Here is a 15,178-nt window from a genome sequence, read left to right on the forward strand (position 1 = left end):
TGGCGGCGGCCCCTAGGGTCCCTCGCACGCCTCCCGGTAACCGAGTTCCGGCAGGCGCTCCTTCCATTCGGTGCGGCTGAGGACCCCGCCGGTGCGGTCGCAGACGTAGGCCGCGGCGCGCTCCGGGTCCAGGATCCACACCCGGGCCGTCAGGTCGTAGCCGACGGAGGCGAGGGTGTCGCCGCCCGGGCTGAACGCGACGGAGGTGACGGTGTCGATGTGGCCGGTGAGTTCCTGGCCGGCGGGCTCGGCGCGGGCCGGGTCGGCCACGTCCCACAGGCGGACCGTGTGGTCGCCGCTGCCGGTCGCCAGCGTCTTGCCGTCCGAGGCGAAGGCCAGGGAGGTGACCGACCCGCGGTGCCCGGCCAGCTCCTCCCCCACCTGACGTGCGCGGTCGAGGTGTTCCACATCCCACAGCATCACCGTACGGTCGTCGCTGCCCGTCGCCAGGGTCTTCCCGTCCGGGGCGAAGGCGACCGCGGCGACCTCCGCGACGTGCCCGGTGAGGACATCGCCCGCGGGCCGCACCGGCGCCCCGCCGCCCACGTGCCACAGGCGCGCCGTGTTGTCCTCACTGCCGGTGGCCAGCGTGCGGCCGTTCGGGGAGAAGGCCACGGAGGTGACGGCGTCCGTGTGGCCGGCCAGCGGTTCGCCGAGCGGCCGTGCACGGTCCGGTCGCCGTACGTCCCACAGGCGCGCCGCGTTGTCCTCGCCGCCGGTGGCCAGCGTGCGGCCGTCCCGGGAGAAGGCCACGGCGAGAGTGCCGCCTTCGTGCGCTGGGAGCGGTTCACCGAGCGGGGCAGGACGTTCGGGGGTGGAGACGTCCCACAGCCGTACGGTGCCGTCCTGTGAGCCGCTCGCCACCGTACGGCCGTCCGGGGAGAACGCGACGGTCAGCACCGCGTCCTCGTGGCCGGTGAGCGGCCGCGGGATGCGGCGCGGGCGGTCCGGCCTGTGCACATCCCACAGGCGGACCAGGCCGTCGTCGGTGCTGGCAGCGGCGAGCAGACGGCCGTCGGGGCTGTAGGCGACGGCCGTCACCGGGTTGGTGAACTCGGTGAGGACGGTCGGCGGCCGGTGCCAGAGGAGGACACCGCCGTCGGCACCCGTGCTGGCCAGGGTGCGGCCGTCCGGGCCGAACGCCACCTCCCACACGGCCTCCGTGTGACCGGCCAGCGGCTCCCCGAGCTGCTGCGGATAGGCGGGGTTGGCCACGTTCCACAGGAGGGGCGCGTCGTCCTCACCCGCCGTCACCAGGGTCTCGCCGTCGGGGCTGAACGCCACCGACATGACGGCCGCGGTATGCGCGGTGAGCGGTTCGCCCAACGACGTGAGGCTGCCGGGGTCGGACGCGTCCCACAGCCGTACGGTCTCGTCGAAGCCGGCCGTGGCCAGGGTCCGGCCGTCCGGGGAGAAGGCCAGCGTCCAGACGGGCTCGGTGTGTGCGCGCAGCGGCTTGCCGAGCGGTGCGATCCCGGTCCTGTCGTCCTTGCCCAGTCGCCACACGCGTACCGTCCCGTCGAAGCCGGCCGTGGCCAGGGTGTTCCCGTCCGGGGCGAACGCGACGGCGCGGACGCTGCCTTCCTCGGAGTCGTCGGCCTGGGCGGGTTCGCCGAGCGGAGCGGGGTGCGCCGGGTCGCGCAGGTCCCACAGCCGTACGGTCCCGTCGTCGCCGGCCGTGGCCAGGGTCCGGCCGTCGGGGGCGAACGAGGCGGAGACGATGTTCTGCTCGTTGTGGCTCACCAGCGGCCGGGCGACGGCGCGGGGCCGCGCCGGGTCGCGTACGTCCCACAGCTGGATGACGCCGCCTTCGCCGGTGGCCACCAGCAGGTCGCCGTCCCCCGGCGCGAAGGCGACCGCGCCGACCCTTCCCGTCCGCAGACGCAGCGGTTCGCCCAGCGGCCCGGCGGCCGAGCCCGGCCCCGCGGCGGTGCTCCACAGCCGGACCGTGCCGTCGTGGCCGCCGCTGGCGAGGGTGCGGCCGTCGGGCGCGTACGCCACGGAGCTGCCGACACCGTCGTGGCCGGGCAGCCGGGTGGCCTGCACCCGGCCCGCGTCCGAGGCCAGCCGCGTCCGCAGGTCCGGGGTAGAGCGCATGCCGTACGCGGCGATGTCGAGTCGGGCGGCCAGCCCCGCGTCGGTCTCGCGGACACGGTCGGCCTCGGCGGTGATACGGCCGAATACGGCGTCGTCACGCTCGGCCTGCGCGGTCGCGCGCGCCTGGAGGGCGACGACGGCGGTGCCGCCGGCGAGCAGCACGAGCGCGGCGAGTACGGCCACGACCGTGTTGCGCAGGAGCGCCCCGCGGCGCCGGCGTCGAAGGGAGGCAGCCAGGAACTCGCGTTCGAGCGGGGTGAGTTCGTCGCCGCGACGGTGCTCGGGGTCGTCCGGTGCGGCGTCCTGCGGGAAGGCGTCGCGGGCGGCGTGCAGACGAGAACCGGCGTAGAGCGCGGCGCTCTCCGAACCGAGCGCCTGCCAGGTGCGGGCCGCCTCGGAGAGCGAGCGGTGCACGCGCAGCCGGTCGCGTTCGGCGTCGATCCATGCGCGCAGGCGGGGCCAGGCGGTGATGAGGGCTTCGTGGGCGAGGTCGACGGTGCCGTCGTCGAAGGTGATGAGACGGGCTCGGACCAGGCGTTCCAGGACCACTCGGGTGTCGGCGGGACTGCCGAAGTCGAGTTCCCCGTGCTCGGTGGGGCGACGCGTGTCCGGTGTGCCGTCGCCGGGGGCGACCAGACGGAGCAGGATACGGCGGGCCAATTCGGCCTGGTGAGCCGTGAGTTCACCGTACGCCTGCTCGGCCGTACGGACGACGGCGCCGTGCAGCCCGCCGGCCGCCTCGTACGCGGCGACCGTCAGGACGCGGCCGCTGCGGTGGCGCCAGGTCTCCAGCAGGGCGTGGGACATGAGCGGCAGTCCGCCCGGTGCGCCCTCGACCTCGTCCAGGAGGCGGTCGGTCAGGGCGCGTTCGACGATCAGTCCGTCCGCGGCTGCCGGGCGGACGATGGCCTCCCGCAGCTCCGTGCGGCTCATCGGCCCGGCGAGCAGCGTGGCGTCCTGCAACGCCGCGGTGAGGCCGGGGTGTTCGGCGCAGCGGCCGAGGAAGTCGGCCCGCACCGCGATGACGACCCGCAGCCGGCTGTCGGCGTCGGTGGCGGCGACGAGGCGGTCGATGAAGGTGTCGCGGTCGGCCGGGTCGGCGCCGAGGGTGTACAGCTCCTCGAACTGGTCGACGATCAGCCAGGTGTCGGCGTCGGTGCCCGGTACGGGCCGGAGCCGGTCGGCGTGGGTGTTCAGCGGGTCCGCGCCGGGGGTGAGGATCCGTACGGCCGCGGGAGGGGCCTCGCGGTCGCCGTCGCCCGGGGTGCGCAGCCGGGGGATCAGGCCGGCTCGCAACAACGAGGACTTGCCGCTGCCGGAAGGGCCGAAGACGGCGGTGAAGCGGTGCTTGCGGTTCAGCTCGGTCAGCCGCTCCACGAGCTGGTCGCGGCCGAAGAACAGTTCGGCGTCGCCCGGTTCGAACCGGGTCAGGCCGCGGTACGGCGGCCGGGACGTCTCCTCGGCGGCGGCTTCGGCGGCCACCTCGTCCGACACCTCACGCCAGCGCCGCTCCCACTCGATCACGTCACCGCCGCACGCCTTCACGTAGGCGAGCGTCACCGCGCGCGTGGGCAGCTGCTTCCCGGCCGCCGCCTGCGACAGCGCGGTCACCCCGTACCGCGCCCGCTGGGCCATCGCCCGGTACGTGGGTCTGCCCGCGGCCTCCCTCAGCGCGCGCAGCTCGGCGGCGAACCGGGGCACCGGTCCGGCCTCCGGGTCCAGCTCGCCCTCTGTGCGCCCCGGTCCTGGTTGTACCGACACGTGCCCGCCCTGCCTTCGTACGCCCCCGCCGCCGGGCCATCACCCAGCGCGCCCACCCGGGCACCCACGGTAGGAAGCGGCGGAGGCGGCCGCAAGCAAACGGTCGACGAATCCGCGGCTACGACCCGGGAGTTCACTCGATCCTCACACTTCCTCCCGGCCACCTCGCCCTCCTGGCGTCTCCGGGGTTGTTCGGCTCCGAGGGAGGGCCTGCTGAACAACCCCGTACGGCAGTCGAATACCTGGGGGGCGTGGCCGGGACGGGCCGCGGCGCGGTCCGAGCTCGGCACAGGGGGGAGGGCTCGGACCGCCTCCTGCCCCGCACAGGCACGGCTGGGGGCCGGCCGCCCTCCACGACCTGCCGGACAACGAAAACGAGAGGTGAACCGCCATGCAGAGTCCTCCGAATCCGAACGCCGCGACCGAGACGGTACGGATGCCCAAGGCCCTCGTCCTCGTCCTCGTCCTCGTCGCCGTGCACGCGCTGGGCGCGGTCTTCGGCGGCTGGGCGGTCATCGAGGAGAACCAGAACAGGCAAGAGCACGGGCAGGACCTGATGCTGCCGTGGGCCCTGGCCTGGTTCACGGCGCTGTTCTGCTGGGGGCTGGCGGCGCTCCTGCTCGGGTGCGTCGTACTGGCCCGGGGGCGCCGCTCCTGGATCCGTGTGGTGCTCATCGTCTGCCTGTCCTTCATGGCGTTGTCGACGGTCTTCGGCTTCCTCGGCTCACTGGCCTCCGGGGCACCCAGCCTCGCGGTGTTCGTGATCGCCGGTCTCGATGTGGCGGCGCTGAGCCTGGTGTGCGGCAGGACCGGCCGCCACTACCTCTCCGTACGCGGTTCCGCGCCCACGTACCTTCAGGGGTGACGGCCCATGGACTCCTTGGCCTCCGCGCACAGCCCCTACGGTCCGCCCGGCGAGCCGCCGCGGCCTCCCACCCCGCCCAGGGCGCCGCGCCCGGCCGATCCGGTGGCCGCGGCACTCGGCAACGCCACGCTGCTCGGCATCGGCTATCTGCTGCTGGGCCGCTGGAAGCCGGCCGCGGTCGCCCTGATCGGCACCGGCTGGCTGCTCAACCTCACGGCATCGACCGCCGAGACCTGGTGCGAGATCCTGCTGCTCCTGTGGTGGGTGGCCGGCATCGCCCACGGCTGGTTCCTGGCGCGCCGGCACGCCGAGCACGTCGTACGGCGCGGGCAGCGCGTGGGCACGCTTGCCGTCACCGTCCTGGTGCTGCTGACCGCCGTGCTGGTGCGCGTCGACGCGTACGGCATCGAGGACCGCGTGAACGAGGCCCGCGCGGGCGGCGACTGCGCGACGGCCGTGGCCGCGCAGGGCGAGGTGGGGTGGGGGCACCGTCTGGCGGGCGCACCGGTGGTCGAACCCGGCGAGGCGGTGGTGGAGATGTGCCACCGGCTGGAGCGGGCCGCGTCCACGCTGGCCGGCGCGGCACGGGACGGCGACACCGAGGCCCTGGAGCGAGGCTTCGGCATCCTCGCCGGCGTGCTGCGCGAGCCCGGCAACGAGCAGACCGTCCACGCGGCCCTGAACGCCTTCCTCGACGGCCTGCCCACCGAGGACGCCTGCCACACCGCCGACATCGCCGGCTGGCTCCGCGACCGCGAGCCCACCCGCGACGTACTGGACCGCTCCGCCGACACCGCGGCGCGTACGGAACCCGGCGCGCTGGTGAGATGCGGCGACGACATGATGGCCGAGGACGTCTGGTCGGAGGCGCTGGCGCGCTACCAGGACCTCCTCGACGCGTACCCGGACGACACCCGCGCGGACCGGGCACGCAACGGAGTGCGGAAGGCCACCCTCGCCATCGAACTGGACCGGGTACGCAGTCTGATCAGCAGGACGTCCGACGCGGAGTCCGGCTACTGCGACACGCCCACCCAGTACAGCGGCGCCCCGCCCTACCGCAAGGGGTTCAACCGCGCCCTGTTCCTCGGTGACACCGAGTACACCGAGGGGCTGCCCCGCGACTGGCGCACGGGCGACCCGGCCAAGGCCGCGCTCGTGGTCTGCGCGGGCACCGCGGAGAACGGGGCCGCCGTCGAGAAGTGCTACTACGAGAACCCCAAGTCCAAGTACCTCCCCTATGGAGTGACCTTCTACAAAGCCAAGATCCCGTTGAAGGTCTTCGAGTTGCGCACCGGGAAGCGCATCGACCCGCGCTCGGTGCAGATCAGCGGCAGCAGCTGCCCGAGCTCCCTGTACTACGAGTACTACACGTACGACCTCGGGCCGGGCGACCAACTGGTCACCTCCTCCAAGTCCGACGTGAGGAACGCGTTCCGTCCGGTCGTCCAACGGTGAACACGCTCTGCGGCTGACAAGCCGGTGCGGCCGCCGGTGTCACGAACTCCACCCTGACGAGGGACACCTCGGCCCGCCATGGCCAACCACCAAACCAGCAACTGCGACCTCGCCCGCACAGGCTCAGCGGTTCGCCCGCCGGTGGGGCGGCACCTCGGCGCCCCGCTGAGGCCCGGCGTCGCGCCGGAACGGGTGTGCGGCCGGCGGGAGCCCTCGCCCCCGTCGGCCGTCAGTAGCGGTGGCCGGGCCAGTGCGGGTCCGTCCAGCGGGCCTCGCCCGTGAGCCCGAGCAGCCGTATCCGGTGCCGCAGATCCGCCGACGCGCCCGACGCGCGGAGCCGCACCGCGGCGTGGCCGAGGAGCCAGGCGACCAGTTCGGCGCGCATCTGCTCCTCGTCGTGCTCGTACCAGTCGGCGCTCCACGGCAGGCTGTCCCCCAGGAGCTCGTACTCCCATTCCGCGACCGCCTCGGCGAGACGCCGGTCGCTGAGGGACCCGGTCTGCTCCTCCCAGTCGGCAAGCCAGGGGCGGAGCGTGCCCGACGCCTCGGCGCACATCGCGAAGACCTCGTGCGCCGGGACGGCCGCGTCCGGATCGGTGAGGCTCTGGACCCACCAGGCATGCAGGAACTCGCGTACCGGACCGGCCTGATCGCCGGGCCACTGCTGCCAGCGGGCGCGGGCGAAGGAGCAACCGGCCTCTTCCAGTCCGAACAGGGGGTCCGCGCGGCCGGCGACCAGCACCGTGGCGAACTGCGGCAGGATGCGGCGCAGCACGGCCGCGTGATCGGTCCAGTCGACGGCCTTCCAGGTGCGGCGCAGGAGGTCCGGGTCCAGTTCCACGTCCGGCGTCTTCAGAAGGGAGAGTTCCTCTGCGCTGCCCCAGTGGCAGTCACAGTTGTACTCGTCCGGATGTGCCGTCATGCCGTGGAAGGTGACGGAGAGGTTTTCCAGGGCGTCGTTGAGGCGGCGGCGTGCCGGATGGTCGACGAGATGCATGATGCGCCCGGCCTTCGGGGACTCCGTACGGCTTCCGCCGGCCGAAGGTCGCGACTCTACCGGTCGAACACTTATTCGCTGCGGGCGGATCACGGTCACCGTGGCGGACCGGCAGACCTCGGGTGACGTCGCGGTCGGCCCCGGCGATTCACGCGATTCACCCGAATGCAGTAACCCCACGCGAGGGCCGCATCCACGGCCGGAACCCCGGGATCGCACGGGTGTGGACGCTGGAACCGCCGCACGACGCCCCTGCTCGCCAGGAGACCACCGCCGCGGGCGTGCACAGGATGGTTCCGGCCGCATCGATCGTGTCCGTGGCCGTCGTGCGGCCGTCGTGCGGCCCTTTCCGCGTGGCACTGGCGGGCCGCGGCCTCTCACCCTTCAGGGAGCAGCTCATGGCAGTGATGACGGACGTGCTCGTACCGGCGTTGGAAGACGCCTGCGAGGCGCATGCCTCGGTCGCCGACCGCTTCCGTTCCGACGCGACCCTCACACCCCCGGGGGTCCACCGGCAGCAGCTGGAGAGTCAGACCGCCGACACCGAGCAGAACCTCGAACGCATCGAGCATCGTGTACGGCAGATCCGGCCCGGTGGTCTGGTGGACGACACCCGCCGGATCGTCCGCGATGTCACCGGAAGGGCCCTTCGGGTGTCCGTGCTGCCGATGGAGGTCGGCATGACGGTCGTGACCGGGCTGCTGCGCGGCCAGGCACCGGGCGACGAGCGCCAGCTGCTGAGGAAGGCACAGGACGAATACGCGGCCGCGGCCCGGGCGCTGGCCGCCTGCCGGGCCGGCCAGAGCATCGCCGAACAGCTCGACGACCGGGAAACCGCCGACCTGCTCGCCCTGATGCGCCACCAGAACGAGGAGCTGCTGGAAGCCCTTGAGGACCGTGTGTGCCAGCGCGCCCGAGACGTGGCGGCGGTCGCCTCCGGGCAGCGCCCCGCGCGGCTCCAACCCGGCGAACGAGAGGGGCTGCTGGTCGCCCTCCCCCGCGCGGTACGCACCGCCCTGGAGCCGTTCCGGGCCGCGCTGCGCACCAGCACCAGGCGCATGGCGGCGACCGCCGAAGGTGCCTGGTGGGAGATGCCCGACACGACGGGCGCGGCCAACGAGGTTCAGGGCATGGGCACCCGGGAACGGGACCTTCCCATCCCCGGCTTCAGCCAGCTCGGCGTCAGCGAGATCCAGCAGAGTCTTCGGGGCCTGTCCCAGCGTGAGCTGACGGTGATCGAGGGCTACGAGCGGACGCACGCGGGCCGCCGGGGAGTGCTGAACTCCATCGAGCGCCTGCGCGAGCCGGAGCCCTGGCCCGGATACGACGCCATGGATCCCGAACACATCCAGCTGCACCTGCGCGACGTCCCCGACGACGTGGCCCGTCAAGCCCTGGAGTACGAGCGGCGTCACCAGCAGCGCCGGACGGTCATCAACGCGGTCGAAGAACGCGCACCGATGTAGCACCACTGGCACGGTGGTCGTCGCGGTCCGGCCATCGGCGTCCGCCCGCGGCTCAGCCGGCGCCGCGGCTCAGCCGGGCTCGGAGCGGGGGCGGCTCGTCGGCCGGATGCCCGGCCGGGTGCCGCCCTCCGCGTGCGTGGTGCCCGGCCCGGTGCGTCGATCGCCGGCGAGCCATTGGCCGGTGGCGTCCGTGGCCGCCTGGATCAGGTAGGTGGTCTGCCGGAAGTCGATGGGAAGGATCTCGACCGGGCACGGCGACGGCAGCACGTGCAGCCGGATCCGGGCGGGCGCGACCCTGAGGGAGGCGGCCATGCGTTGTTCCTCCAGCAGGTTGTAGGCGTGGATGGCCAAGGCCAGCACGGTGGACGGAGCGGCGGACAGGTGGCAGGAAAGGCCCGGCGCCAGGACGTAGACCTCGTCCGCCCCCAGTTCGATGGCATGGTCGAGCGTCGTCCGGTGGGCCACGGCACCGTCGATGAGGTGCCGTCCGTCGATCTGCAACATCCGACCTGGGCGGCTCCCAGGCTGCCACCCCCGGACAGAGCGAACGCCGTGGTCATCCGGTTCCCCCTCGGTGCTCGTCGTCCCGGCGCGCGAGGGCGGGGACGATGCCGCCGGCGAGGACGGTGCGGCGGCGGTCGTCGGGCAGGTGGTGGCGCAGCCGGTAGGTCTCCTCCTTGGTGGTGTTGTGCAGCCGCAGGAGGGGCTCGGCTCCGGGGGCCAGGGCGGCGTGCAGGTTCTCCAGCCGTAGCCGGTCGCCGACATCGATGCGGTGGTAGTCGGCCGGGTCGGTGAACTCCAGCGGCAGGACACCGAAGTTGGCCAGGTTCTGCCAGTGGATGCGGGCGTAGGACAGGGCGATGACGGCGCGCAGGCCCAGGTGGCGTGGGGTGATGGCGGCGTGTTCCCGTGAGGAGCCCTGGCCGTAGTTGTCCCCTGCGAGGACGAAGTGCGGGCCGGGCCGCCCGTCGGTGGCGAGTTCAGCGGCACGGCGCGGGTAGTCGGGGTCGATGCGGGTGAAGGTAAACTCGGCGAGCTTGGGGATGTTGGAGCGGTAGGGCAGCGCTCTCGCCCCGGCGGGGGAGATCTCGTCGGTGGAGACGTTGTCGCCGCACTTGAGCAGGACCGGCCCTTCCAGCACGTCGGGCAGCGGGTCGAAGGAGGGCAGGCCGGAGATGTTGGGTCCGCGTTCCAGCTCGACGCGGGCGGCCTGCTCGGGCGGAAGCGGCGGTTCGAGCGTCATGCGGTTGACCGACGCGCGTCCGGGAAGGTGCAGGCGCGGGTAGGGAACGCCCTCCTTGGCCGCCCACTCGCGGGGGTCGGTGATCTCGCCGGTGAGAGCGGAGACGGTGGCCGTCTCCGGGGAGCACAGCCAGACCGCGTCGTCCTCGGTGCCCGAGCGGCCGGGGAAGTTGCGCGGGAAGGTGCGCAGACTGTTGCGTCCCGGGACGGGGGCCTGGCCCATGCCGATGCAGCCCAGGCATCCGGCCTGGTGGATACGGGCCCCGGCGGCGATCAGGTCGAAGGTGTACCCCGTCCTGGTGAGGTCGGCGAGGATCTCGCGGGTGGTGGGGTTGACGTCGAAGCTGACGGCGGGGTGGGTCTGGCGGCCGGCGACGATGGCGGCCGCGATGGCGAAGTCGCGCAGCCCGGGGTTGGCGGAGGAGCCGATGACGGACTGCCCGACGGGTTCTCCCGCGACCTTGCGCACCGGTACGACGTTGCCGGGCGAGGTGGGGCGGGCGATGAGGGGTTCGAGCGCGGAGAGGTCGATCTCTTCGGTGAGGTCGTACACGGCGTCCCGCTCGGCGGCGAGCTCCTGGTAGTCGGCCTCGCGATCCTCGGCGCGCAGGAAGTCGCGCACCGCGTCGTCGGCGGGGAACACGGAGGTGGTGGCGCCGAGCTCGGCGCCCATGTTGGCGATGACGTGCCGGTCCATGGCGGTCAGACCGGCCAGGCCCGGCCCGTGGTACTCCAGGATCCGGTTGACCGCGCCCTTGACGCCGTGCCGCCGCAGCATCTCCAGCACCACGTCCTTGGCGCTCACCCAGTCCGGCAGGCGGCCGGTCAGCCGGATGCCCCAGATCTCCGGCATGGTGAGGTGCAGGGGCCGTCCGGTCATGGCGAGCGCCACTTCCAGGCCGCCGGTGCCGAGCGCGAGCATGCCGAGCGACCCGGCGGCGCAGGTGTGCGAGTCGGAGCCGGCCAGCGTCCTGCCGGGAACGCCGAAGTACTGCATGTGGGTGGGGTGCGAGACGCCGTTGCCGGGCTTGGAGTACCAGATGCCGAAGCGGCGGCAGGCGGAACGGAGGAAGGCGTGGTCCTCGGCGTTGCGCTCGTCCGCCTGGAGCAGGTTGTGGTCGACGTACTGGACGCTGACCTCGGTACGCACCCGGTCCAGGCCGAGAGCCTCCAGCTCCTGCATGACCAGCGTGCCAGTGGCGTCCTGGGTGAGCGTCTGGTCGATCCGCAGCCCGATCTGGCAGCCCGGCTCCATCCGGCCGTCGACGAGATGCTCGGCGATCAGCCGGTGTGCCAGCGTGCCGTGGGAGACCGTCACAAGGCCCAGACTGCGCGCCCGGCCCGTGCGCGGCAACTGATCTCAGCCGGTACGCCTCGTCGTCGGGCGAGCGCGCCCGGCGCGGGCGCGCCGGCAGGGGCAGGTCCGGCCCCCGGCAGCGGCCGACCGTGCGGAGCCGTCGTGGCTACTCGGGTGCCGGGCCGGAGCCGGGCAGCGGTTCGAGCCTGGTCACCGCGTACTCGATCCGGACGTCGTCGGCCAGTCTGAGGGCGCCCAGGAACGCGGTGTACGGCTTGATCCCGAAGGCGGACTGGGTGACGGTCGCCCAGCCGCAGACCATCCCGTCCCCGTCGCCGCCCCCGTGCACGGTCACCGGACGGGTCCGGCCCTTGAGGGTGAGGTCCCCCGTGATCTCGAAGGACGCGAACGTTCCCGTGATGCTCGTGGAGCGAAAGGTGATGGTGGGGTGCTCCGCGGTGTGCAGCAGTGCGGGGCTCTCCAACGTCCGCTCGATCTCCGCCCTGTCGCTGTCACTGAGGGGCTTGAGCCCTCCGGTCCCCTCCCGCACGCTCAGCGACCCCGTCTCGACCGTCACGGTCACCGACGACTTCCCGGGGTCGCCGGCGACGACCACCGCGGTCCCGGACCACCGGGTCGCCTCGATCGTGAGGTCGTGCCCCGCCTTCCGGCCGAGCCCGGCACGGCTCGTCCTGACGAGCAGCCGGCCGGCCTGTGGCCCGAGGCCGTAGGTTCCCTCACTCACCGTCACAGGATCGACCGTACGTCATGTCCGCGCTGCCCGCGCCCTGAGGTACGCGGGCAGGGCCGACGCGGGGGGTCCGGCCGCGCGGTCGCGCATGTCACGGGGGCCGCCCAGGATCTGACGCTTAATCAACTCTTTTTGCCCTCTGGTCAACCCGCGTAGACCTCGGGCACCATCTCCATGCGCCCCCCACAGTCGCCCCATAAGAAGCACGGCCCGACCGCAGGAAAGGTCCCGCCATGAAGATCCGTTCCGCTCTCACGGCCCTCGCCCTCACCGTCGCACCCGGGTTCGCCGTCCTCGCCGGCGCCGGGGACGCCCTCGCCGCCCAGGACGGTGCCCAGGTCGCCGCCGTCACCAAGATCTCCCACTCGACCGCCACCTCGATGTTCCGCTCGGTCGGCATCACCTGGTCGTCGTCCGGCGGCTGCTCGGACCGCAACAACCCGACGTGTACGTCCTTCGAGCAGCTCAACCTCGCCACCGCTCAGGGCGCCCAGACCCTCAAGCAGTCCTCCGGCTGCGGGCTGAACATCACCGGCGGCACCGAGACCGGCCACGCCAGCGGCACCTACTCCCACTGGAACGGCTACAAGCTCGACTACGGCAAGAACACCTGCATCACCAACTACATCAAGGGCAACTTCACCTACATCGGCGTCCGTGGCGACGGCGCCCCGCAGTACCAGTCCGGCGCCGGCAACATCTACGCCGACGAGGGCAACCACTGGGACGTCCTCTACTACAACTGCGGCGGCTGCTGACCCAGCCACCTCCCAGGGCCCGGCGGTGGCACCGCCGGGCCCTTCTGCGCGGCTGCGTTGGGCGCGCGTCACCAGGCCAGGGCGTCGGCCATGGTCGACTGCCAGTACGAGACCCGGATCGAGTCGTCGACGTGCACGCCCTTGCCGGGGAGCGACGGGTGGGCGGCGGCGCTCGCCCCCTTGTCGAAGTAGACCGCGAGGGACTTGGCCGTGTAGCCGCCCGAGCCGCTGCCGTCCACGGCCGAGAGAAGGACGCTCGCATAGCCCGACTCACCAGGGGCCAGCGTGACCACCGCCTGCGGCTTGGAGTCCTCGAACGCCGGCGGGACGGACTGGGCCTCGCTGAACCGGACCGCCGGATAGCCGATGAGGTCGCAGTTCTTCGAGCCGGTGTTGGTGACGGTGAGCAGAAGGTGGTTCAGGGGGCGGGAGACCTCCGTGGCGGTCGTCCGGGTGGCGGTGGTGGAACAGCGGGTCGAGGTGGACTCCGCGCCCTTGGAGCCCGTGGAACCCGACGAGCCCGTGGAGCCCGACGAGCCCGTGGAGCCCGACGAGCCCTTGGAACCCGTTGTGCCGCCCGAACCGGCCGCGCCGCCCGTTCCCGGGTCGGACTCTCCCGCCCCGGTGGAGGTTCCCCCGCTCTCCTCGGACGAGGACGTGCCGGAGTCCTGGGACGCAGACGTGGACGCGGATCCTGTCGATGCCCCCTCGTCGACGACGCCCTTCCCGTCCTCGCACGCCGTCAGCGTCAGTGCGGCGGCAGCGAGCGCGGCAGCGGCGAACATACGGGTGCGGCGGGTACGTGTGGACATGGGATCCCCCTTGTGCGGTACGGGCGTTGGGACGGGCCGCTTCTCCGGTTGCCGGGAGCGGCGTGCTTGGATGACCCCAGCTTGTGAGGTGATCCGTCCCGACCGCCACGACTGCCGGGGTATCCGGGACGCTGGAACGCCTGCGATAGCTCTGACCTGGGGGAATGACCTCCCCCTGGAACGGGGTCCCGGGACATGGAGAGAGAGCGGAACAGTGGCGGGAGACGAATTCTCGGAGCTGTTGGGCCGGTTGAAGGAGCGGTCCGGGCTCAGTTACGGGGTGCTCGGGAAGCGGCTGCACACGAGTGCGTCGACGCTTCACCGGTACGTCAACGGGGATGCCGTACCCACGGATTACGCGCCCGTGGAACGGTTCGCGCGGGTGTGCAAGGCCACGCCCGAGGAGCTCGTGGAACTGCACCGGCGGTGGGTTCTCGCGGATGCCCGGCGGGGGCAGAAGGCGGGCGGGGCCGCGGGAGTGGCCGCGGGCGGGGCCCCTGCGGAGGAGGAACCGCGGGCGCGGACAGCGGCGGAGTCCGGGTCCGGGTCCGGGTCCGGGTCCGGGGCAGCAGCGGAGGCCGGGACCGGAGCGGTGGAGGCCGGGACCGAGGCGGTGGAGGCCGGGGCGGCCGAGTCCGGTCCCGCGGGCGGGGGGCGGCCGCTGACCGGGGCTCCCGTGGCGCGGCGGCGTACGCGTACCGTCGTGCTCGCCGGGGTCGCCGTGACCGCCGCCCTCGTGTCGGCCGCGCTCGTGGTGAATCTTGTGTCCGGCGAGGGCGATGACGAACGGGGCGGGAAGGAGGCCACCGGGGTGGCTGCCTCCCGGTCCGTCGACGCGAGTCCCGGCGCATCCCGGTCGGCCGACGCGAAGGGCCGTTCCTCCTCGCCGTCCACCTCGCCGTCCGCCTCGCGCACCGGACGTCCCCCGGCTTCCGCCTCCCCCTCGCGCGGCGGTGGGGGCGGGGCGGCCCAGGGCGGCGGTTTCGAGGACGGCGCCACCGCACCCACCGTCGCCGTCAATCCGTACAAGTGGGAAGACCCGTGCAGCCAGCACTACCTGGTCGACCGGCAGCCCGAGCAGGTGCCTCCGCCGCCGGGCGAGCCGGACGCACGCGGGTGGGTCACCGCGCTGGGCGGGGTCGCCGCCGGGCAGCAGATGATCGCGCTGACCGTGCAGGGCACCGGGAGGGCCACCGTCGTCCTGGAGGCACTGCATGTGCGGGTGGTGGAGAAGAGCGGGCCGCTCGCCTGGAACGACTACGCGATGGGCGTCGGGTGCGGTGGGGGCGTGGGGACGGCGTCGTTCGGGGTGGACCTCGATGCCGGGCGGCCCGCGATCTCCCCCAAGGCCGGTCAGCGCGACTTCCCGTACAAGGTGAGTGAGTCCGATCCCGAGGTCTTCTACGTCTTCGCGGACGCGCGGACGCACAACGTGAGCTGGTACCTGGAGCTGGACTGGTCCAGCGGTGACCGGCAGGGCACCGTGCGCATCGACAACAACGGCAAGCCGTTCCGGACGAGCGGGAACGTGGGACGGCCCGCGTACACCTATCCGATCGGTTCCTCGGAGTGGGGGCGGAACGAGTACGAGCCCGACATTCCCGGCTGAGCGCCCGGCGGTGTGTCACCTGCCGGTGGGCAGCCGGTTTTTGAGTAGTTCCCCCGTGGCGGATG

The 15,178-nt window shown here is 72.8% G+C and carries 11 protein-coding genes; 5 read left to right on the top strand and 6 right to left on the bottom strand.

Annotation, left to right across the window (positions count from 1 at the left end):
• Positions 1 to 12: 12 nt before the first annotated feature.
• Complete coding sequence (locus IE262_RS33025) at positions 13 to 3,858, bottom strand: nSTAND1 domain-containing NTPase (protein ID WP_189878891.1); 3,846 nt, start codon at positions 3,856 to 3,858, stop codon at positions 13 to 15.
• Positions 3,859 to 4,249: 391 nt separating this feature from the next.
• Here IE262_RS33025 and IE262_RS33030 point away from each other — a divergent pair, with 391 nt between their 5' ends.
• Positions 4,250 to 4,723: a hypothetical protein gene (locus IE262_RS33030; protein WP_189878893.1), complete on the top strand. Its 474-nt coding sequence runs from the start codon at positions 4,250 to 4,252 to the stop codon at positions 4,721 to 4,723.
• Between the two features lie 6 nt (positions 4,724 to 4,729).
• The gene (locus tag IE262_RS33035; RefSeq protein WP_189878895.1) at positions 4,730 to 6,181 is read left to right on the top strand and encodes a hypothetical protein; all 1,452 of its coding nucleotides are present in this window, start codon (positions 4,730 to 4,732) and stop codon (positions 6,179 to 6,181) included.
• 229 nt (positions 6,182 to 6,410) lie between these two features.
• Here the strand turns inward: IE262_RS33035 and IE262_RS33040 are convergent, their stop codons facing one another.
• Positions 6,411 to 7,178 (bottom strand): hypothetical protein, encoded by a 768-nt coding sequence (locus tag IE262_RS33040; protein ID WP_134034275.1) that lies wholly within the window; start codon positions 7,176 to 7,178, stop codon positions 6,411 to 6,413.
• Positions 7,179 to 7,576: 398 nt separating this feature from the next.
• Between IE262_RS33040 and IE262_RS33045 the strand changes: the two genes are divergently transcribed.
• Positions 7,577 to 8,644: a hypothetical protein gene (locus tag IE262_RS33045; RefSeq protein ID WP_189878897.1), complete on the top strand. Its 1,068-nt coding sequence runs from the start codon at positions 7,577 to 7,579 to the stop codon at positions 8,642 to 8,644.
• Positions 8,645 to 8,713: 69 nt separating this feature from the next.
• Here the strand turns inward: IE262_RS33045 and IE262_RS33050 are convergent, their stop codons facing one another.
• From IE262_RS33050 to IE262_RS33060, 3 genes are all read right to left on the bottom strand, one after another.
• Positions 8,714 to 9,148, bottom strand: a complete 435-nt coding sequence (locus IE262_RS33050; protein ID WP_189878899.1) for a patatin-like phospholipase family protein — start codon at positions 9,146 to 9,148, stop codon at positions 8,714 to 8,716.
• A gap of 52 nt (positions 9,149 to 9,200) precedes the next feature.
• On the bottom strand, positions 9,201 to 11,204 hold the full coding sequence (locus IE262_RS33055) for an aconitate hydratase (RefSeq protein WP_229877718.1): 2,004 nt from the start codon (positions 11,202 to 11,204) through the stop codon (positions 9,201 to 9,203).
• Between the two features lie 145 nt (positions 11,205 to 11,349).
• Positions 11,350 to 11,928 carry a YceI family protein gene (locus IE262_RS33060; RefSeq protein ID WP_229877720.1) on the bottom strand — a complete coding sequence of 193 codons (579 nt, stop codon included), beginning with the start codon at positions 11,926 to 11,928 and terminating at the stop codon, positions 11,350 to 11,352.
• Positions 11,929 to 12,167: 239 nt separating this feature from the next.
• On the opposite strand from IE262_RS33060, the gene IE262_RS33065 reads away from it, so the two are divergent.
• Positions 12,168 to 12,692 (top strand): hypothetical protein, encoded by a 525-nt coding sequence (locus IE262_RS33065; RefSeq protein WP_134034263.1) that lies wholly within the window; start codon positions 12,168 to 12,170, stop codon positions 12,690 to 12,692.
• Between the two features lie 68 nt (positions 12,693 to 12,760).
• Here IE262_RS33065 and IE262_RS33070 read toward each other — a convergent pair whose 3' ends face one another.
• Positions 12,761 to 13,504, bottom strand: coding sequence for a DUF4232 domain-containing protein (locus IE262_RS33070; RefSeq protein ID WP_189878902.1), 744 nt, complete (start codon positions 13,502 to 13,504; stop codon positions 12,761 to 12,763).
• 214 nt (positions 13,505 to 13,718) lie between these two features.
• Here IE262_RS33070 and IE262_RS33075 point away from each other — a divergent pair, with 214 nt between their 5' ends.
• The gene (locus IE262_RS33075) at positions 13,719 to 15,113 is read left to right on the top strand and encodes a helix-turn-helix domain-containing protein (RefSeq protein WP_229877722.1); all 1,395 of its coding nucleotides are present in this window, start codon (positions 13,719 to 13,721) and stop codon (positions 15,111 to 15,113) included.
• Positions 15,114 to 15,178 lie beyond the last annotated feature (65 nt).

The sequence above is a fragment of the Streptomyces bluensis genome (genome assembly GCF_014650715.1).
In the GTDB taxonomy this organism is placed as follows: domain Bacteria; phylum Actinomycetota; class Actinomycetes; order Streptomycetales; family Streptomycetaceae; genus Streptomyces; species Streptomyces bluensis.

Bases quoted from the DNA above. Each gene is read 5' to 3' on its own strand.
- IE262_RS33030 (WP_189878893.1), top strand. From the start codon at position 4,250: ATGCAGAGTCCTCCGAATCCGAACGCCGCGACCGAGACGGTACGGATG.
- IE262_RS33035 (WP_189878895.1), top strand. From the start codon at position 4,730: ATGGACTCCTTGGCCTCCGCGCACAGCCCCTACGGTCCGCCCGGCGAG.
- IE262_RS33040 (WP_134034275.1), bottom strand. From the start codon at position 7,178: ATGCATCTCGTCGACCATCCGGCACGCCGCCGCCTCAACGACGCCCTG.
- IE262_RS33045 (WP_189878897.1), top strand. From the start codon at position 7,577: ATGGCAGTGATGACGGACGTGCTCGTACCGGCGTTGGAAGACGCCTGC.
- IE262_RS33050 (WP_189878899.1), bottom strand. From the start codon at position 9,148: ATGTTGCAGATCGACGGACGGCACCTCATCGACGGTGCCGTGGCCCAC.
- IE262_RS33065 (WP_134034263.1), top strand. From the start codon at position 12,168: ATGAAGATCCGTTCCGCTCTCACGGCCCTCGCCCTCACCGTCGCACCC.
- IE262_RS33070 (WP_189878902.1), bottom strand. From the start codon at position 13,504: ATGTCCACACGTACCCGCCGCACCCGTATGTTCGCCGCTGCCGCGCTC.